This window comes from Reichenbachiella faecimaris (genome assembly GCF_900176375.1).
Classification (GTDB): Bacteria; Bacteroidota; Bacteroidia; order Cytophagales; family Cyclobacteriaceae; genus Reichenbachiella; species Reichenbachiella faecimaris.
In genome coordinates, this window is the sequence record NZ_FWYF01000003.1 from 163206 (window position 1) to 183919 (window position 20714).

Consider the following 20714-nt stretch of genomic DNA (forward strand, 5'->3'; position numbering starts at 1 on the left):
GATGAATTAGCAGTTTTACTAAAGTTCGTAAGTTCAGGTTAGAGAGCTTACTAAATTCTATGAGGATCACGAAACGGTTTGAATGCAAAGGGATTATTCCAGTTTTTTGAATACCAATTGAAAGTCTATGAGTTTTAGAGAAAAGAAAAAAGTTTATAATCTTTTAGAGATATTAGTACTTTTAATTATACCCTTACCTATTTTAGATTTAAATGCTATATACATGATTTTGGTCCTTCTAATAGTTGGATTTTCAAAGAAGTTTCGGAATGAAAAGTGGTCGGAATATGGATTCAATACCGTTACAATTGATAAACTGATCATCGCTTCATCTATTGGAGTCCTAATGGGTTTTTTTGATAGTTTTTTAATAGAACCTGTAATTAGTAAGCAATTTGGGACTCCAGATGTATCAGGTTATCAACAATTAATGAGTAGTCTTAGTGGTTTTTTTGTTGTACTAATTATTGGTTGGCTAGTTGGAGGCATGTTTGAGGAGTTTTTTTTCAGAGGTTATCTATTTAATCGTTTAAAAATGATAATTGTTCATCCATTGGCTCATAAATGGATTTCAGTTATATCCACAAGTTTGGTGTTTTCTACCGCCCATTGGTATCAAGGGATTGGAGGAGTTATAGGGACTTTTTATTTTTCTATTCTTGTTGGTATGCTCTATTTCTACTTTAAGAATACTTGGTGTTTGGTTTTAGTTCATGGCTTTTTTAACACAGTGGGTATATTGAAACTTTATCTAACTTAATGAAAATACAATTTTTCTATAGTTAATTTTTGCAAATCTTTCCTAAGTTGAAAAAGTGGATGAGCGTATAGGAAAAGTACTCAACTTTATAGATCACAACCTTTTTAGTGATCTTAGCTTAGCGAGGTTGGCGCGGGAAGCTTGTCTGTCTGTCTCCCAATTTCATCGTGTATTTAAGTTAGAAACTGGGAAAACACCTTTTAAAGTGGTTGAAGAAATTCGAGTTACCAAAGCCTATAACTTAATTGTGACCCATCAGGCCAAGGTGTACGAGCTGGCTTCTCAATTAGGTTATAAGGATTATGAAACCTTTTCAAGATCATTTAAGAAGCATTTTCAACTAGCTCCTGATGATTTTAAAGCAATCTATTCTTCAGTTAAAAGCACTATACTAGGTCAGGAGGGCGAGGTAATTTTAACTGCAATAAAGGATGAGGAAGAGTTAAATGATGAGCTATTGGAAAGGTTACTGAAGTTAGCAGAAAAAAATCAAGTTTCTCTCGCAGAGTTAGAAAGTAATAATGTGTTTACAATTATCCGTTCTAAACATAAAAAAGTGGCAAATCAACTTATCATAAAAAACAAGTTTCTTATGACTTCTGATAATAAAGTCCATAAGATGTTACGAGAATATAAGAACAAATCTGACAAAGAAGAGTAAGAAAAAAGATAGAATTATAGTTGCTCCGGTGAACCACTTAAGAGATGGGATCGGCCTCTAGTTGATTTAAAAAACTGTATTAAGATCATTGACTTCTGGTGGTTCAGTTGTTAGTGTGTTTTTCTGATAAAAGCGGGTTGTTAGTGAATATATTTCTGGATTTATATTAACCTATTTTTTTTTAAGATTAGTAAGAATCGTCATACACTGGAGAGTGTGCCTGCTATACCTTAGAACATAGATAATGGTAGATATAAGAACATCATGAAAAACATTAATTCTAAAATTAAATTTATTCTTTCTATGCTCATTGTTGTAAGCATTAGGGTGAGTGGTCAAAAATTATCTTATCAAGTTGACGTATCTGATCTGGATTCTTATTTTAAAGTAACCGTAAATGTTGATGGCAAACTTAGCGACAAAAATAAAATTTATCAGTTTGCATCAACAGTGCCTGGAACATATCAGGTAATGGATATAGGAAGATATGTGAATGATTTCAGAGCTCTTGATGTAAAGGGTAATGAAATTCAAGTTATCAAAATCTCTACAAATCAATATGAATTAACCAAACCCAAGAAGGTGAAAACGATATTGTATGAGGTTGCAGAAACATGGGATACACCTGTGGAGTATCATACGATATATAAAATGTGTGGTACTTCATTGGAAAAAGATCATGCTTTGATTAACCCGCATTGTTTAATTGGATTTCTTTCCGGTATGCAAGCAAGTCCGATTAATTTATCCATTATGTATCCGCGAGATTGGATCGTTGCTACTGCCCTAAATAAAAATGATAAAGGTTGGTTTGTGGCTGAAAGCTTTGATCACCTAATAGATTCTCCATTTCTGTTGGGTAGATTAAGTCATGTTTCAAGACAGATGAATCAAACTAAAATCGAAATCTTTACTTATTCAAAAACAGACCTTATCAACTCAGAAAGTTTGATGAGTTCTATGGTAAAAATGCTAGAAGCAGCGCATGAATTTCTTGTAGATTTTCCAGTAGATCGATATACCTTTTTATATCATTTTGAAGATGAAATATGGGGTGCGTGGGAACATTCATTTAGTTCCGCATATGTGTTTGTTGAACAACCGCTTACAGAAGAATATGTCAATACTATTACAACTGCGGCAACCCATGAGTTTTTCCATATTATCACCCCATTAAATATTCATAGTGATATTGTAGAGCAATTCAATTTTGAATCACCAATACCCTCTGAACATTTGTGGTTATATGAAGGGGTTACCGAGTGGGCAGCTCATATGATACAATTAAGGGGAGGTATTTATGGTTTGGAACAATACCTGATGCAACAACAGCAAAAACTCATCAACAACGAAATGTTCAATCAGAATTATAGCCTCAGTGAGTTAGCCTTAAAGTCCTATACAGAGGAAGGTCAAGTTCAGTATCCTAATATCTATTCAAAGGGAGCTATTATAGCTTCGTTACTGGATATCCGATTATTGGAGCTTTCCAATGGTCAACGCGGGTTAAGAGAAGTAATCATAGATCTCACTAGAGAGTATGGTCAGCATAAGGCTTTCTTTGAAGATGAATTTTTCAATGTTTTCATTGATATGACCTACCCGGAAATAGAGTCATTTATCAATAATTATATTAAGGGTACGCGCTCCTTGCCAATTAGGGAATATTATGAAAAATTAGGTGTTGGATATGTAGAGCAAAGTAAAACATCTGAAGCGGTTGCTGAATTGGGATATTCGGTTGCGCTGAAAGGTGGAGAGCTGGTAATCGTAAATCTAAACAACAAAACTAAATCGACTGGGCTTAATGATTGGGACAAATTAGTTGCCATAAATGAAAATAAAGTAAATCTTGAAAATGCAAATGAGATAATTGGAGCAATAATTCAGCTTCCTTTTGAATCTGAATATAATATTACAGTTGAAAAGTCCGACGGTCAGGTAATTACAAAAAAACTTATACTTTCCGGGGATACAAAGGCAGTCAGACATGAATTTGAAATATTAAGCAACCCTAGTGAGCAACAACTTAAATTTAGGAATGTATGGATGAAGAACCTGCCATATTGAGGGCAACAGATTATTTGGTGTTCTATGAAGATGTTCATCAGGAAGAGGGATGTGCAATTAAGCTATTTTGTTTTTAGGTAGGTGGTAGGTTTGAAACAATGATCTCCAGGTTAGAAATTAATTAGTTCTTTCTTGACGAATATCCAGAAAATTGGCGTGCAAGACCACCCAAGCCAATATTTTAGGAAGGGATTCTTCAGATGATACTTTTCTCTAAGTCCTTTTACCGACGCTCAGAACTAGTATGCCAGGTAGAGTTCCCAATTCAAAATATTTCTGATATCACCTTTTATTCACTTTACAAGCCTCAACGATGCTTATATCCATCTTTTGCCCGTAGACTACCCATCTACTTTTTGCATCTTCAACCACGATTTCATGACCTCTTTGTATTATTAAGCCAATGATTGCATCAAGGCTCTTGAAAGATTTTTAAGAGCGACCTTTATGGTTAGAATATCATGTCTTGCAATTGTACAGCCATTATTCAGGTGTGACCATGATGTTCTCTCATTGTAAAACTCTTTGGCTTGTTTAACCAACGGGTGAGGTTTGGTTAATTTCTTTTTGATGGTAAAATCAAGACGTTTATCCATTAAGATTAATTTCGTTTGGGCGTTCAATTCTTATCTGTCCCAATCCCGTTGTTGAACTTTGTTCTCAACAATGGAAATAGTGATTGAATTCCTACCTTCCATTTCTGGTAGCTGCGGTTGTGGTTTTAGCTTTTTACCATGTTTGAGTTTTGACCAGTAGCCCAGATATGGCATTGGGATCTTATATTTTTTACAAATTTTCCTCAAGCCGCTATCTGAGATGATATTTTTTGGCCAGTCGGATCATAGGAGTAGACTAGACCAAACGATAGAGCACTTCACGGGTTAGTTTGACTTCTTCCATAGGGGTTGGTTTAAACTGTAACTTCCCCTAAAAATAAAAAGGAATCAGTTTAACATAACTGAAAATTATATAACAAACCGACCTGCCTAAATTCAAAGGAAATACACTTTTTGGTTTTGATAAGGTTGGGAATTGTACTTTTCTAAGAAATACAAAATGTGCTGCTCGACTAATGACCGTAACTTACATTAGTGCGTTGCATAAAGTTCTCAAAAACGTTGCTATTTATAGCCGCAGAATAATCGAAATTCAATTTTTTAAACCAAGGGTTGCAGATTCATTTTAGCTGCATGTAGTTCTATTTTTCTCTCAAGCGCATCTAATATAGAGGACGTTTTGTCCAGTAGTGTTGACTCTCCTCTAGTATGTAATTTACCTCCAGGAATTAATTGTGTGTTAGGACTAACTGCATTCCTTGGTCTAATCCATACCGCACAATTCACTCCACTTCGCCTGGCTGTATTTACTGTTATTAAATCATCATAACCTTTGTCTGCAAGAAGTTGTCGAACATGACTTTTTAAGTATTCCATAAATTCACCATTGTTATGAAAGTGACTGCGATTTTCCATGGTATGAAATTTTAAAGGATTCGGCCTTAAACAGGGCAAGTTAAAAATACATTAAACATCCTACCATAATCTACAAAGAGCCAAAGAAGCTTCACGTTGCACCAACTTGCATAAAGATTTTCTAATACGTTCCATTTACATCAGGGAAATCATTCCCAACCTTGGTAAATGCAGATTGATTTCAGTTCTAAAATTAGATTAATTGATTATGAATTTTAAAATCGGCATTGTCTCCTAAAATAATCATTAAAGGAGGATAACCAAGTGGTGACATATGCTCTTCTATCCATTTGAAGAGTGTTTTATCATCATCACTCATATTTAGAGAGCATCCCACCGGATGAGAGTGCCATTCACCTATATAAGTAATATTTCCATAGGTCCAATTATAAATATTTTCAAGCTTTTCATGTATTCCTTTAATTCCCCGATAATATGCATTTGGATATTCCCTGCTATCAGAAGGCGAGGGGATTGTATCAATGATATATGTAGTGGAATCGTTAAAATCCACAAAGCCTAGAAGAATTCCTCCTGTCTCTTTTGGTAGTTTTTGAGTTCTCAACTTTGCCAATTTCTTGATCGCTGATTCAGACAGTTTAAAATTCCAATCATTTTCTTTTATAGCCAAGAATCCCTCTCCATCCTCCGTAATTGTGATTATTTCACCACTTTCTTGAACACTCCAAATTCCAATCTTGGAGTTGGGCATGCCTCCTATTTTCTTAATGAATTTTGATCCTATACCTGCAAGGATTGAAATATTGTCTTGCTCTATGATCGCACTTAGGTCACGACAGGATGAAGAATACCTAACGTCCTCACTGTCCTTTGCAATATGTGAATGAAGCCTTTCAGTGTCAATGACTAATTTGTAATAACTAGCCTCAAGCTCAGATAAACGTATTGATCGATCACTCGGCTCGGCAAGAATAACCAAATCGGTTCCCTTTGGGTTGAGAAATATACTTACGATTCTTGATTTTACAGTGATATCATGCGACAACTTTCGAGCTACGGGTATAGAAGCTGAAACATCTAATAGTATATCCACTTCGCCTAATGATTCATCTAATACTTTGACATCCTTAGGTGTTAAATAATTTTCCTGAAGCCAGGATATATCATTTACCCCTAAAAGGGTATTGGATACGAATGCTAAAGCTTCTGCTTTAGATGATCCGACATCATAGCTATGTAGGGTGTGTCGAGCAAGATTGTGCGGCAGTAGAATGTCATTATCTATTAGATTCCATTTGTAATAACCAGATCTGATTAAGTTCATAAATAATTGAGAACCTAAGGCTCCACAACCTATTAATCCCATCTTCTTTTCTGTCTCAGGTTTATCAAAGATCCCATTGAATACTGACGCCTGTTGCGGATTAAAACCAGTATAAATACTCAAAGGTGCTACTCGAATTTCTTTAAGATCATTTTCATCAAAATTATCAAACGGTAGCCATCCCAACTGATTGCCAGCTTCTCCTACCAGTTTCAATATTTTGCACACCTCAATTAAGCTTTCTCCTATAAGAAACCCTATTCTTTCCAAAGATGGGTTTTGGTCCTGTTCATCTCTTAGTTTAGGGATTGTCAATAAAAGAACAATCCTATTTTCAAAGTTTGAATTGTTTAATAAGTCTAAGTTTTTTCTGAGCCAAGGTTTAAAAACATCTGATATAAAATTGACTAGAAGTTCATTAAGATCGAATAGTGTTTTAGGAGCATACCTAATAATGTGGTGAACCTGGGGTTTAAGTATAAGATCACAAACCAAGAAGCCATTTAAATCATTCGGACTGTGAGAACCAACAATTGTTATAAGACCACTATAGTCGTTTGTTTTTGTGAGAAATATCTCTTTAGTTGGAGAATAATCAGACGGTAATATTAGACGGCCTTCTATGTTAATCATAAACGGTTCAAGAGGTTGATCGTCTTGATGTAGTTCTCCTCTAGAAGTCAATGAAAGCCACTCTCTTATTCTTTGTATAAAAGAAATACTTCGCCAATTATGCTTCAGAGACTCGTATGGCTCCTCATAGATGCAAAGGCATCTGGGATACTCTAATGGCATCGCATTTAAATGGGGTACCTCGGGAAAATCTGGCCTCCTTGAAAAAACCAAAGGGATGTGATTGTCATTCTTAGCAAATACAACATATAGTTCTTCCTTATACCGGATATCATTTTTCGGATCTTGTGAAATCTCTGGTTGGGTTATATAAACAATAAGCTCATTACCATGATCATCTCTATGAGCTGAAACAAACTCATTATAATCCACTTTCAGTAGCGTATTATAAAAATCATATGCCTTAGTCAGCTCAAGAGTTTTAGGATTTACTTGAGAAAAGCTCGGAGGTAAATCTAACATTCCCATTATTTACCTGCTCTAGGTGGTTTACTGCTGCCAATGCCAATTGTACTCATTCCAATGGCTTTTATAATTTTGGAACAGTCAGATGTGTCAATTTCAATTTCTATAGGTTTGGGAGTACTTTTATTAGGTTCTTCCATTGTTACAAGAAATTCTCCATTTTTATCTGTACCAACTGACTTATAATAATTGGCGGCCTGCCTATGAGGAGGTTGTTTATCTTCGTCTTCATCGCTTCCTTTGGATGGAATCGGTTTACTAGAGGAAATAAGTCTGACTCCATTATTACTTTGAGTCTCATACATCCATTTAATATTATCCGTGGGTGCCGTTTGATCATCCCCTTTGTCTGAGGAAAGAGATTTGTAGCTGCAATGATGTGAAATGTGGAATATGTCCCATTCTAGTCGAGATTGATTTCCCTTAGCTTTAGTTACATCTACAATATCTTCCCAAACCTCCCAGGTACAGTCAGAGCCTAAAATTAGTTTGGTACTACAGCGATCATTAAATGTGGCTTGAACAACAATAGCTTCAGCATTTCTGTCAATCTCCTTACTCTCGCTTTTAAATGGGGAGTGACTGAAGAACTCAACTCCATCATTGGACAATGAGAAACCAGGTACCAGTTTTCCGGCATCAACAAATAGATGTTTAACTTCTTCGTAGCTAATTTCATCTTGATCGTCACACCATTTCTTCATTTTCTTTGGTCTGGAAAATATCAATATTCCAGTTTTTTGCTTTAACCTGAATCTTGCCTCTGCTTTCAGAATTTTGGCTTCTTCATCCGCTTGTTCATCTAGTAGTACAGAAGCCGGAACCCATAATTCCTCTATCTTTTTTCTGGAACTGTTTTGATATTTCTTTGCATGATCAAGAAAGAAATATTCTGAAAATCGATTAATGTGATCCTTATCTGCGTGGGTAAAGGTTACTACATCGTAATTGTCACTGACTACTTTGTTTAATTCCTCAGGAAGGTCGCACCGTTTATCGTCAGAATCTTCTTCATCTTTCATGTGGGCATAATCCCATAGAATATTCTTGCCATTCGATAAGCTTATTAATGTTGTATCAGCGTTCCCTATTGGATAAAACCTAATTCTGTGCTTTGCCATTATTTTAATATTTTGTTTGTTTCCCTATGAGGCTAAAAAGCCTCTTCAATTTCTGATTGAATGGTTTTAAAATACGTCCAATTTTGAATAATTAACAGTCTGGTAGTTTTGATAAGTTGTTTCTGGTAGTGCCATCGCTACTTGTTCTTAGATGCTTACGCCCGTTTATTATAACTACGTTAACTTCTGCCTGATGACCATCGGCATAAGTGAAGTACGTGTGAATTCCATTTTCAATATGATGAATTGCATCTGGTTCTGATTCATAGAACCTGATTCCGTAATTATCCTGACCACCTACGTGAGTCACTTCTTTCATTGAGTCTTTAGTTGTGCATTTTACTTGTCTTCTTGCCATGATTTTATTTTTTAAGGCAAGATTCTGGTTTGAAACCTAGATACAAAATCCATTTTCCGAATCCTTAAATTGACTTTCCCAAAATATTCAATAAACATCTAAGAAAACTCTAGCAGTGGGGATCTCTTTTGTGTGTTATCCTGAGTTAGATATGCATTTCCACAAGAAAAGTGAAATGCAATAGAGGCTAATATTAATAAACATATAGCTGTTAATCAATTAGTTACAAAATATTTTGTTGCATTTTATGCATATGCATGCACAGACTTTAAGTGCCCATTCATCACTCCCAAATTTGCTTCGAAAGTTCTGATAGGCACTATGCTTTATCGGATGCATCCAGAAAGATTGAATGGTTCGCGAATAGCATTCAATCTGTAAGCGCAGACTCAAAAATGAATTTAGAATGTGCCCAGGTGTACAATCCTGAATTCTCCAAAAATTTGAGGATGCACGAGTATTTATCAGGTGTGTTTTGCTGAAGATGGAAGTTCAGTATCAACCTGAAAAATGCTTCTTCCTCTGCCTTGACGGACATGAAAAATCATGTTTAACCGGCTTTACCAAGGATCATATGGATTCTAGTAAAGCCACAAACGTCAAGATTATGAAAACGTTTTATGTATTTGGTTTAATCCTTTTAGTATTTGCATGTAACCCAGTTAACTACGATGATGAGGTTTTGCCTAGTCAACAAAGTGATACGGGTGGGGATGATGAAGATCCCATCATTCAGGGAAGTGATACAGGCGGTGATGATGAAGACCCTATTATTCAGGGTACGCTAATATTCCCTAATGATTCAAGTGGATCCTCTAATATGCTGATTAGTCTGATGGACTCAAAAGCGGATCGAATGCTGGACTTTACTTTGACAAATCTGAATGGAAATTTCCATTTCAATTTGCCTAGAAAAGAGCAATTCATTCTGCAAGTCATATGTCCTGATGGTAAGTTCAGAGAGACCGAGCCATTTGGATTAGAAACGCTCCCAGCAATTCTAAAAGTTTGATAAACTATGAGGAGACAGGTGTAAACCGCCTGTCTCCTATTTTTTAAACCTCAACACATATTGTGTCCCTTTATCGACAACAAGGCCTAACTCAGCATTTATTTGTCCACAAAGTATTTCAATTAGTTTTACTCCCCCTGATTCGTTTCGTTCATTATCTCCATGTCCTAATCCTTGCCCCTTATCCCCCATTCTAATTTCTATATTATCGTCCTTAGAAATAAGATTAACATTAAAATACCATCTGTTATCTGATGATTTTCCATGTTTGATAGTGTTCGTCACTACCTCATTGACAATTAAACCAATTGGGTTAGCCTTATCCGCGGCAACTTGAGCCGTACATAGCTCAAATACTAGATCATAATCACCGGAATCTATTCCAGAGCTCACAAAAACATTCTCTACTAATTCTTGCAAATACTGACTCAGATCGATGTTGCCTACTTTTTCACCATGTTGTAAATAAAGTCTCTGGTGAATAAGATTTATTGTATCCACCTGCCCGCTAATATCTTTCAAAATACTCCTAGCAGAAATGTCATTTAATGCTCTTCGCCTAAATGTTATAACCCCATTCAACAAACTAAGATTATTTTTTACCCTATGATGCATATCCTTAAAAAGCGTTTCGATAATCTCTGCTGCTTTTTTCTTTTTCTGTCTTTCCCTGTAAAGAAATATCCCTGTAATGAATAACAAACCAGCTAGAGTAAATGCCCAAGTAAGGACTTGGTTTTTGGAAATAATCGTTTCCCTCAACTTTTGAACATCATATTGTATTTCGTATGAAGTAATAAGGTCCTGCTTATCCTTATTAAGAATTTCGTCACGGATTTGTTGAATTTTATCATTTAAGTTTCCTGCCTCTAAATATCTTCCGGTAGAAAGAAAATAATCCCTTTCTGTCTCTAAATATTTCAAATGCAAATCTTTTGATGATACAGACCCTACTAATGTTTTAGCTTTCCCTAAGTGATCACGAGCAAAATCAAGGTTTCCGGTTGTTATGAAAGCCCTTGCTAATCCTAAATTTGAATGTGCAAGCCCGAAATTATCTTTGGCAATTAAACGATACTTAACGGATTCTTGATAATTCGCAATAGCAGAATCAATTTGTTTAAGAGTTGAATACGTTTCACCCAAGTTGAAGTAACTATTACCTAAACCTTTCGATTGACCATCAGTCTTCATCGTCAAGCTTTTTTTGTAATAGATAATTGCAGAGTCTGGCTTTCCTTCCTTTTTCAATAAAGTGCCAATATTGTTGTAAATGCTCCCAATTTCTATGTGATTGCCTTCTCCCTGAGCAATTTGCAAAGCCCTCAAATACCAAACTCTCGCTTTATTCAGGCTTGCTGTTTCTCTTAGTGTATTTGCCAGCATATTATAGCCTTTAAGTAAACTTACATTTACTTGTAGTGCCTCAAGAATTCCAATTCCTCTGTAAAAATTGACTATTGCAGAATCATAGATATTTTGCTTCTTGTAGGCTAGTCCAAGATTTAGATAGCTCTCTCCTAATAAAGTATCCAATTTATTTTCACTGTACACTTGAGTTGCATTCTCATAGCTGATTATCCCTTCGGCATAAGATCCCCTCTGGAACAACACACTACCTAAGTTATTGTAGCATTGACCTAGTGACCGCCAATCTTTTTCCGTCTTGGCCAATTCAATACAATTTCGGAAAGAGAATTCCGCTTTTTGGAAATCTCTTTTCCTATAGTATTCTATACCTTCTTTCTTACACTCGATTGAAGTATTTACCCCTTGGGAAACCAATTGAGAAGCATAAAGTAAAAAGGTAAAATACAACGTGACTGTTTTCACACTGAATTCTTGTTAAATTGATAGAAACTAACTCAATGTATGCAAAATAAAGATTTTGAAATTGGAATAGTGGAAGACGATTCACTCGTGAGTCTTGATTTATTAGATAGATTGGAATCGCTTGGCTTTTCTAAGATTAGCACCTTTAGTACAGGTGAGAGTCTTCTTAAAGAAATTGAGACAACAAAGTTTAAAGTCGTCTTGATGGACATAGAGTTGGCTGGTAAGTTGGATGGAATAGAAACCGTACAGGAATTAAGAAAGAAGTGCAATACTTCCATTATTTACCTCACCGATCATGTGGATGACAAAACCTTTCAACGAGCGTTGACCACCTCACCTGCTGCCTTTTTACATAAACCCTTTATTGATAAGCAGATTGCTCAAAATATTGAGATAGCAGCCACTTTGACTGAAGATGAAGAAATCTTAGTGGACTCTTCTGTTCTTGTTCCAGACGGAATATTCGCATTTCTTGGAGAGGGACAATATCAAAAGATTCTATTTGATGAAATCTGTTTTCTTAAAGCAGAAAGAGCCTATTGCGAAATAGGATTGCTTGAAGGTAAACCTCTGACAGTATCCAGGAATATGGGAGCAGTACTCGCTGTGTTAAGTAAGTCAAAAGAAAAAGAACTATTCATTCAAGTACATCGATCTTATGTGATAAATAAAAGACACATTACGGGTTTCAATGGAAAAACTCTTTTATTAGGAAATCACTCCATTCCAACAACAGAGTTTTATGTGCCTGACCTCAAAGCTCGATTTTTTACCATATGAATTTACATCAGCTTTGGAAAGTGATACTGGAGTTTTGGAAAATCAAATTGACCAAAACATATTGTTAGAAGAAGTTTAATATGCAATGACGGATATATCTGTACCTACAAATTCAATAATACCCTTGCTTCATAAGCTAGCAGCAAAGGAACGACTAACAACTGATAAATCAGGTGTTTCTGAAGTTGGAAGAAGAATATCAGGAAAGAGTAAATCCGGCATTAAGGTATTTCTTGAAGATGCTGATGGTGTTGAATTTCCATTCGTCTCGAATGAAAGATACTTATACAACCTCTATGATAATACAGAAAAAGAAACACGTGAAGTACGCAAAGTAGAAAAGGAATATATTGATTCTATCGCCAAGCATTTGAGCTACCATGACATTGCATCTTACTTGGTGAAAGAAGGTTACATAGATCCGGAGACTAGCCAACCTATTAAATCAAAGAGTATCGACCTCTTAATAGAAAGGAATCCACCGCATCCAAATGAATGGATAGACAAGTATATTCTAGGTGCAAGGTTTGTACCTTCATTAATAAGTCTGAGTAGTATCCCGATCTTATTTTCAATACTGGTATTGGATAAATACGATATACCGAATTTTAGTGTTTGGATGGTTCTGATAGTGTTTATTACTGTCGCGTATGCTATTTCTGGATGGCTTTCAATGAGAGGAAAGGAATTCGAAAAGAAGTATTTTTTCTCAACCAGTCAGAAGGGATTTCCTACAGGTTATTTGATGCTTTATAGCCATAATTCCAAATATTCAGAAAATCAGAAGCGAGAGTATCGAGAGAAAGTGATAGCGTACTTTGGATTGCATTTGAAATCCAAAAAAGAAGAAGGTGAAAATGAGGCTGAAGCCCTCCAACTTCTACATGAATCCGGAACCAAAGTGAAAGACAATGTTAAATCTAACATTATCAGATCGAGTAATATCAGATATGGACTAATCCGTAATCTTGTGCCTTCAACGATTCTAGCTGCAGTTATTTCCATTGTTGAACTTGGGGTAGGTGTAATTTTAAAGGATCAATTGATATCAATCTCATCTGGAGTTCTGATATTGATTTTTTCATTTTCTTATTTTCAACTTCGTTTCGGAAATACCCTCAAACAAGCTGCTGAAGCATATGCAATTTACCTTCTGGATGAATTCTTAAGTCGTTGACCTATGCAAAACGTGCTCACAATAATTTGCTGGGATGTTCAGCACGGAAATGCCTTGTTTATTAAGACACCAGGAGGTCATTCCATACTCTCAGACCTTGGCAAAGGAAGCTATTCTAGCAGAAATACACGTTTTAGCCCAGTTAATCATATCCTAACAAGAAGTAAACCAAAACATATTGACCTACTTATATTAACCCATCCTCACAAAGATCACATTGAGGATATTCTTAGTTTAAATAGAGCTAAAGTTAATCGGGTAATCCTGCCAGTACACTTAAGTAAGAAGGATTACTTAAATGCAAGAATACGCTCAGTAGATAAACCCATTTTTGAAGAATATCATCGGTACTCACAACGATCAAAAACCACAAGTAAGATCAACTTTGATGAGGTGAAATTCAGTTTCTTCTATCCTAAAGAGGCTGGTCGTTCCCGATTAAATGATCATAGCGTGGTTACAGTGATCTCTCATTTGAACTTTCGATTGGTTTTGATGGGTGATAATGAATCCTTTTCACAAAAAGAATTACTGGACAATGCTTCATTCAGGAAGCTCACTAAAAATTGTGATATGCTGCTGGCTCCTCACCACGGCCGGAGAAGTGGATTCGTACAAAGCATGATTGACCATCTAAACCCACAAATCACAATCATTAGTGATGGCACTCCTAGAGGAACCTCCGTGAGAAATAAATATGCTACTGGTTCAAGAGGCATAGATGCGCGATCAAGGAATGGAATAAGGACAATAAGAAGGGCTCTTTCTACTAACAAGGATGGAGTAATTAAAATTGAAGTAGGTACATACAGAGGTCAACCTCACATGAAAATCACAACAAAACCTTCCGGTTCATGAAGGAAGATCTAACAGGATATGCTAAATATTACCAACGAGTTCTTGATCTAGGAGTTAATGGGTATAAAACTGTAGCTGGCGGAACTGGATTAGGTAAAACTCATGGAGTTATAGAGTGCATAAAGGCGAATAAATCAGATCACAAATTCATTTATGTATCTCATCGTCACAACTTACTCGAAGAAATGGCCAATAGCCTTCAGGAAATAGGAATAGGCTACTGTTACTTAAGAAATGATTCAGACACCATAAAATCTATCCTAGAAATCAATAATGGCTTAGAAAAACTAACCGACTTACTAGAGGATGAGATGTTCAAAGAGTACATAACCTACACTAGATCGAATTCTAATGATAAATGGAAATATTCACTAGACAATTGTAAAAAGCATATTTATAGAGCCAAACAAATCCTAACCATTCAGTCGAAGAGCAATTTGGATTTGCTGGATGCGCTAGATCCTGATGATGCATTCAGAAAAGAGTCATCATCAATACTGAGTTTTTTTAAGGGGGTATTTTTCGAACTAGCAGAGATTAACAGTTACCTCAATCGAAGAAACCAAGGAAACAGATATTCGAAGTTTGAGTTTAATACTGGGGATAGATTTGAACTGCTCACAAGACACCCTGTCATTTTTCAACTTTTCCCATATTGGAGTTTTGAGACAGACGAAAAAATACCCGTGCTTCTCATTACGATTCAGAAGCTCTTTTCAGGATTTTTCAACGGTTCAAAAAACGTCAACGTTTATAAGCTCAAAGACAAGGTGTTTTTTCTTGATGAGTTTGAGTTTTTAGAGCCCGTTTTGCTAGATAAAATTATAGAAGAATCCAAACTAGATAATCCATTTGTTTTTATTGCTTATTTCTATCACAATATCAGCATAAAGCGCCTTGATGAAAATTATCTTGGAGATCATCCATCAATTCGTTCTCAAATAGACGAGATATGGAAAAAAATAGACGATCTTAAAAGGAAATCAAGCTTCCCCGATATTCGATTTTTTGGTGTTAAGGATCCAAAGGTTATTAAGAGTTTTGTTGGTTCAGGTCTTTATCAATCAAATTATACATCAATTGATCAACCTATTTACCTGGAAATAGACCAAAATCTGCAACGATATTGGCTCACTGGCTCCCGCTCACCTGCTTCTCCAACAACCTTCAACCTAATGAAGTCTATTAAGCTGATTACTAATGAGATTCTACAATTCTATCTACAGCTTAAAACAGACAACGATAAGCTATATGCAGAATTAGTAGAAGACGCCTACGAAAAAACGGATTACATAGCCCATTTGAATAGACTATCCTTTTTCTCGGTAATGCCTCCAAGGAGAAGGAATTCGAAAAGAGGATATCGAATCAATAACTTTTCATACTTGTATCAAAGAGGTTATGTTTTATATGTATTGGATAAGCCACCTACTCAAGCTGAACCAAATGAAGTGTTATTAAATTTTTTCATGGTTAATTCCTCACCTGAAAGATGCTTGTTAGGATTGATCCAAAAAAATGTTGTTTTCGGTTTATCTGCAACTGCTACACTAACAAGATATCTGGAACACTTCAACCTAGGGTGGATCAAGGAAGAGGTGAACTTTGAAGCAGATGATTCAATTCTTTTTATGGAAATAGATGAAGTAGATAAATCGATCATAAACTCTCTTTCCGACGAAAAAGCAATGAAAAGAAAGAACTTTGTTGAACTTTCTATTGCTAATAAGAAGTGTAGGGAACCCTTCTCATCAATTGCAAAAAAACTTAAGGAAGACTCGAAATTTGTTTCAATATCTCCAAATCATGATTATCATGTTGAGCGATTGCTTCTATTCTTCAACACTTTAGATTGGATTGTTCAAAACCCTCTTTCTGAGAGAAAACGAGAAACGATTGACAGTCATATTGTATTCTTTAATTCTCTTCGGCAGATTAGAGCATTTATGGAAAGTAAAAAAGAACTTACGCCCAACTTCAAAGTAAACTCCAAGGGGAAGCACCACTACAATATTTCATACTTTGATCAATCATTATGCATCATACTTTTAGATAGTAAAGCACATAAATATTACTTTGACTCTTCTGAAAGCAAGAGTGAATACAATAGTCTATTCAGTCTCTCACATCCTACTTTGCTTATCACACAATATCCATCAGCTAACAACGGTGTTAATCTTCAATATGGAAGAAAAATTGGTACTCGCTTCATCATGGAAGACTATCAGTCTATCCACTTACTTGAAGCTCCTCACTTCTATTTCTCAAGCGGCTCAAATCGTTCAGAAAATGAAATTAAATCTGATATATGGAAGTTAGCTCAACTAGTACTTGCCAAAAAAATTAGCCCTATAGACTTTAACAGGAAAATAAAGGGTATAATGAATAATTCAAATGATTTGAATAAAGTGTATAAAGACTCCACGGATTATACTTTGAATCAGGTTGCTAAAATAATTCAGGCTCTAGGTAGAATAGAGAGAGTTAGAGATAGAAAAGTAGGACTCCAAAGAGGTAGAATATCCGAGAGTGTTCTCAACATATTTAACCGATATTTTCACAATTCAGAAATTCAACCAGTTATTACTGAGTCTTTGTCCTTCTTCTCAAACTTTGTCCAATTATTCTTTTCCGAAATTCGAAAATTCACAAAGGAGAAACGAGATAAAAACGACATAGAGCGCCCTTCAAAAATTCTGATAGAAGATAAAATGTGCAAGGGTTCTTTATCAAAGCTGGTTAATTCTATTAGGCAAATACAGGATGACGAATTATTTGGTGAAGCAGCACGAAACTTCATTGAAAACTGGAGAGAATTAAGGAAATCAGCCTTAAGATTTGATTTCAAAAGTCATAGGATAAAGAATTGTCATGGCACATTCTTTTCAGAAAAAATTTATAAGAACTCGAAAATTTCGTGGAACCCCATGAATGGGAAAGTTTGTAAATATGACACATTAGACCCTGAGGAACAGCTTTTGAACTGGGATTTCAACCTACATTTTAGGCATGTTAAACAACATGGAGAGGTAAGAAACTACTTTCATCTTCAAGGCTATGAATTAGAATTTATAGATCATTTAAACTTTCAATTTTTCACTCCTAGCTTCTTCAAGCAGATATATCTTGGGGCATTAGGAGAAGAGGCCACCAAAGCAATCTTTCTTTCACAAAAATCAAATGAAGGAGAAAGTTTGTTTGAAGTGGTCAACACTGAAGAGGTCAACCTAAATCTTTTCGAAATAGTCGACTTTGTTGTTCCTAAACTTAATTGGTTTGTGGATGCTAAATTTTTCTCAGAGCAAAATATGGTCCAAGGTTCTATAACGCAAAAAGTAAAAGAAGCATCGACTAAGAAAATTGAGAAAATCCGATCCATTGATCCAAAAAGCAAATTAGTTCTGATCAATGCAAATTCAGCCCAAACAGGAAATATTTCTCATTTCGATAAAAACTTCAATGTTGCTCACACTAAAGATTCAGATATAATTGTGTTTCCAAGTTTATCACAACTTAAAGAGTTATTTGAACTCTGGAAACAATAACCTGCAAACATTGCAATTTTTCTCATTCTTGGTAGTATCTCAGTTAAGCTAGAACTCTGCACTACATAGTGGCTTTTTCTAGCTCTAACCATCGTCAAATAAGGTTATTAGTTAAATTTTAAATAAATTATTGTTGAATGATACATGCTTAATTATCAACACATCACATAATTTGAATTGACATGTCAAAATTGAGATGGCTCGGCCCTTTGGTTCTCGTTGTAGGATTAATTGCGCTCTTCTTTCCATGGGACTTAATCGATGGAACGCAAGTAGGGATTTTTATAATTGATATAAACAAATACTCAGCTTTTGGTGAGTTCATTGGAGGAATAATGTCGCTTACGGCTGTAGCGCTTATTTATATGACATACAATGCTCAGAAAAGTGAGCTTGATGAAACAAGAAAAGTATTGAGCAAACAGGCTTTTGAAATGACATTTTTTAACATGCTTTCAGAGTTAAATGGAATTATTGAACTCATGTTCGGTAGAATAAATAACAAAAAAGCTTCAAAGCGCAATTATATGTTCGAAGTTTTTAAAAAGTATAAGGCGCTCTGTTTGGTTCAAATGAATCAGGTGAACAATGAGCATGAAGCTGGAAAACTAATCCATAAGTCAATAGTAAATTCTCAATATGAGGATTTCATATATGATGAGCATCAGCAAAACCTATCACATTATTTTCGATACGTTTATAATATCCTGAAGTTTATTCGGGTCAACTCACAAGAAAATACTGATGTAATCAAAGATTTACATTATGTCAGCCTTTTACAGGCAAGGGTATCTAATGCTGAGATGGGACTTTTATTCTATAACTCAATATCAGATCACGCTCGTACGAGCGATGGGGCGTACAGGTTCCGTGAATGGCTTGACTACTATGGTTTTTTTGAAAATATTGATCCGAAATTTTTAGTAATAGAAGATCATGCTGAAAAATTTTATCCAAAAACCAAATTTAAGTTTAGATGTAATTACTGATTGATCTCTAAAGTATTTGGTCACAGGTTGAGCAAATGTTTCTTTTATTATTAAAATTAAGACCTTTATTTCTTTTAATAATTGTAGCCAAGGAAGCTAAAGGTTAGATAGGAAGAATATAGAAAATAATCTTTTCATATAATGACTTATGAAATTAGCTGAAATTGATAATGTCATAGACCGTATCATTCAAGATTTAAGAACTGAATTTAATGATCCCATTTTTCAAATTATTGGGGAGTTTAGTGTTGAAAGATTGAATGAAATAGAATTTGAAAAGTATAATTTTTCAGGGATTTATTTATTCGAAATAGACATGGGAGACAAGTTTATTTATGGTGAATGGGTGAAAGCCTTTATAGAAAAATGGGAAGACCCATATTATAAAAAGAATTTCACACCGAATAGTAGAAAAGTAAGGAAAGATAAGCATGAGGATAGATCTGATAGGTGGTTACCCTTGTATTTAGGTAGATCAAAGGATATCGGAAAAAGACTAAAAGGCCATATAAACTTGGAATTGAAAAAACCGACGACAGGTTTGAAATTGTTGGCTAGAAAAAATATTTACGATGAAAAATTTCGGATACAATATTTGAAGGTGGATGTTAAAAATTACAACTTCATTATGCCTTATGTTGAAAGTTGGATGAGAGATAAGTTTAATCCGATTCTGGGAAGACAATAAATTAATCACACAAGAGATATTCAAACAACTTATTATTGAGCCAGAATAATTTAATTCTGATGGTATATCAATTTCAGTTGGTCTTACAAATCATAGCCCTAGAAAGACACGTATAACTGTTTGTGAGCTGTATGCTGATTGGATCAATAAATTTGATAACCTTTCGGACATCTTGAAGTATGACTTTCCATATAAAAGCCTCTAATCATGTTAATTATAATTCAAACAAATAAGCTCTCCCACCAGGATAATCAATAGTCTCCAGTCCATAGATATTCTCTTCAGCTACCTTCTCAGATGAATTGCGACCTTTCAATTTGATGTGAAACCTAATCTGATCGATCTTGCATTCACCTTGTGAGATGATTTGAATAAAAGCATCGAATAATTCAGAGGATATATTCAATTCCTTTTCACCACCACACTTTCTTCTACGCCCTTTCGAAAATTGAATTTTGTTTTGACTGTCAATAACGGCATTATCAATAATAACAGAATCGGTTTGTTTGATAGCGCAATCATCATTAGAAGCCATGGAAGCTGCCAGTCTGCAAATATCTATTTGTAATTGTTGAAAGTCCATTAAACCGCACGATTCAAGCTTTGTCAAATCAACAAAACAAGGATTGAAAGGAAGTGAATATCCTTTAGCAGTAAAGGATTGAAATTTAGATTTGAACTGAGCATTCTGATGCATTACAAAACCCAAGGAATCTCGTTGTTCTAATAGAATTGATTTCCACAGGTTCAATGCTTCTTGTCCAAACCACCATCTTGTACCAATGGCAAAATCGGTTCTTCCAGTTAGCTCGTCTTTTCCATAATAGAAAGTATCAAAAAGTTTATCATAATTAGTTGAGTGGTATCCATGTTTTTGAGCAAAATGCAGAAGCCCTTCGAATATTGGAGCAGGGAAGAAGTATTGATCTTTTTCAGTTGTGATGATGTAAGCGTCTTCTCTAAAGTTGTTGATATGGTAATGCATTAAATGGTTTGATATTTTA

The 20714-nt window shown here is 35.1% G+C and carries 18 protein-coding genes; 10 read left to right on the top strand and 8 right to left on the bottom strand.

Going from position 1 to position 20714, the window contains the following annotated elements:
• Positions 1 to 127 precede the first annotated feature (127 nt).
• The 3 genes from B9A58_RS13210 to B9A58_RS13220 all read left to right on the top strand — a co-directional run bounded on the left by B9A58_RS13210 (position 128) and on the right by B9A58_RS13220 (position 3491).
• Positions 128 to 760: a CPBP family intramembrane glutamic endopeptidase gene (locus B9A58_RS13210; protein ID WP_084373349.1), complete on the top strand. Its 633-nt coding sequence runs from the start codon at positions 128 to 130 to the stop codon at positions 758 to 760.
• A 55-nt stretch (positions 761 to 815) separates the two neighbouring features.
• Positions 816 to 1421 (top strand): helix-turn-helix domain-containing protein, encoded by a 606-nt coding sequence (locus tag B9A58_RS13215; RefSeq protein WP_084373350.1) that lies wholly within the window; start codon positions 816 to 818, stop codon positions 1419 to 1421.
• A gap of 264 nt (positions 1422 to 1685) precedes the next feature.
• Entirely contained in the window at positions 1686 to 3491 is a 1806-nt protein-coding gene (locus tag B9A58_RS13220; protein ID WP_245827088.1) for a M61 family metallopeptidase, read from the top strand.
• Positions 3492 to 3886: 395 nt separating this feature from the next.
• On the opposite strand, the gene B9A58_RS13225 is transcribed toward B9A58_RS13220, so the two are convergent.
• The 6 genes from B9A58_RS13225 to B9A58_RS20385 form a co-directional block, all read right to left on the bottom strand.
• The gene (locus B9A58_RS13225) at positions 3887 to 4087 is read right to left on the bottom strand and encodes a hypothetical protein (RefSeq protein ID WP_084373351.1); all 201 of its coding nucleotides are present in this window, start codon (positions 4085 to 4087) and stop codon (positions 3887 to 3889) included.
• A gap of 561 nt (positions 4088 to 4648) precedes the next feature.
• Positions 4649 to 4963: a hypothetical protein gene (locus tag B9A58_RS13230; RefSeq protein ID WP_084373352.1), complete on the bottom strand. Its 315-nt coding sequence runs from the start codon at positions 4961 to 4963 to the stop codon at positions 4649 to 4651.
• A 193-nt stretch (positions 4964 to 5156) separates the two neighbouring features.
• Positions 5157 to 7349, bottom strand: a complete 2193-nt coding sequence (locus B9A58_RS13235; protein WP_084373353.1) for a ThiF family adenylyltransferase — start codon at positions 7347 to 7349, stop codon at positions 5157 to 5159.
• The gene (locus B9A58_RS13240; protein WP_084373354.1) at positions 7349 to 8467 is read right to left on the bottom strand and encodes a ComEC/Rec2 family competence protein; all 1119 of its coding nucleotides are present in this window, start codon (positions 8465 to 8467) and stop codon (positions 7349 to 7351) included. The genes B9A58_RS13235 and B9A58_RS13240 overlap by 1 nt, the downstream gene beginning before the upstream one ends.
• A 91-nt stretch (positions 8468 to 8558) precedes the next feature.
• Positions 8559 to 8825 carry a DUF3892 domain-containing protein gene (locus B9A58_RS13245; RefSeq protein WP_084373355.1) on the bottom strand — a complete coding sequence of 89 codons (267 nt, stop codon included), beginning with the start codon at positions 8823 to 8825 and terminating at the stop codon, positions 8559 to 8561.
• Positions 8826 to 9195: 370 nt separating this feature from the next.
• Positions 9196 to 9363, bottom strand: a complete 168-nt coding sequence (locus B9A58_RS20385; RefSeq protein ID WP_176214780.1) for a hypothetical protein — start codon at positions 9361 to 9363, stop codon at positions 9196 to 9198.
• Between the two features lie 69 nt (positions 9364 to 9432).
• Here B9A58_RS20385 and B9A58_RS13250 point away from each other — a divergent pair, with 69 nt between their 5' ends.
• The gene (locus B9A58_RS13250) at positions 9433 to 9837 is read left to right on the top strand and encodes a hypothetical protein (protein WP_139793886.1); all 405 of its coding nucleotides are present in this window, start codon (positions 9433 to 9435) and stop codon (positions 9835 to 9837) included.
• A 36-nt stretch (positions 9838 to 9873) separates the two neighbouring features.
• Here B9A58_RS13250 and B9A58_RS13255 read toward each other — a convergent pair whose 3' ends face one another.
• A complete protein-coding gene (locus B9A58_RS13255; protein ID WP_084373357.1) occupies positions 9874 to 11670 on the bottom strand; it encodes a tetratricopeptide repeat-containing sensor histidine kinase in 1797 nt (598 codons plus the stop codon).
• A 39-nt stretch (positions 11671 to 11709) separates the two neighbouring features.
• On the opposite strand from B9A58_RS13255, the gene B9A58_RS13260 reads away from it, so the two are divergent.
• From B9A58_RS13260 to B9A58_RS13285, 6 genes are all read left to right on the top strand, one after another.
• Positions 11710 to 12453, top strand: a complete 744-nt coding sequence (locus B9A58_RS13260; RefSeq protein WP_084373358.1) for a response regulator transcription factor — start codon at positions 11710 to 11712, stop codon at positions 12451 to 12453.
• An 85-nt stretch (positions 12454 to 12538) separates the two neighbouring features.
• Positions 12539 to 13630 carry a hypothetical protein gene (locus tag B9A58_RS13265; protein ID WP_084373359.1) on the top strand — a complete coding sequence of 364 codons (1092 nt, stop codon included), beginning with the start codon at positions 12539 to 12541 and terminating at the stop codon, positions 13628 to 13630.
• Positions 13631 to 13633: 3 nt separating this feature from the next.
• A complete protein-coding gene (locus tag B9A58_RS13270; RefSeq protein WP_084373360.1) occupies positions 13634 to 14488 on the top strand; it encodes a ComEC/Rec2 family competence protein in 855 nt (284 codons plus the stop codon).
• A gap of 770 nt (positions 14489 to 15258) precedes the next feature.
• Positions 15259 to 18033, top strand: coding sequence for a hypothetical protein (locus B9A58_RS13275; RefSeq protein WP_139793887.1), 2775 nt, complete (start codon positions 15259 to 15261; stop codon positions 18031 to 18033).
• A gap of 182 nt (positions 18034 to 18215) precedes the next feature.
• Positions 18216 to 19022, top strand: coding sequence for a putative phage abortive infection protein (locus B9A58_RS13280; protein WP_084373362.1), 807 nt, complete (start codon positions 18216 to 18218; stop codon positions 19020 to 19022).
• 148 nt (positions 19023 to 19170) lie between these two features.
• Positions 19171 to 19710: a hypothetical protein gene (locus B9A58_RS13285; RefSeq protein ID WP_084373363.1), complete on the top strand. Its 540-nt coding sequence runs from the start codon at positions 19171 to 19173 to the stop codon at positions 19708 to 19710.
• Positions 19711 to 19924: 214 nt separating this feature from the next.
• On the opposite strand, the gene B9A58_RS13290 is transcribed toward B9A58_RS13285, so the two are convergent.
• The gene (locus tag B9A58_RS13290) at positions 19925 to 20695 is read right to left on the bottom strand and encodes a hypothetical protein (protein WP_084373364.1); all 771 of its coding nucleotides are present in this window, start codon (positions 20693 to 20695) and stop codon (positions 19925 to 19927) included.
• Between the last annotated feature and the right edge of the window lie 19 nt (positions 20696 to 20714).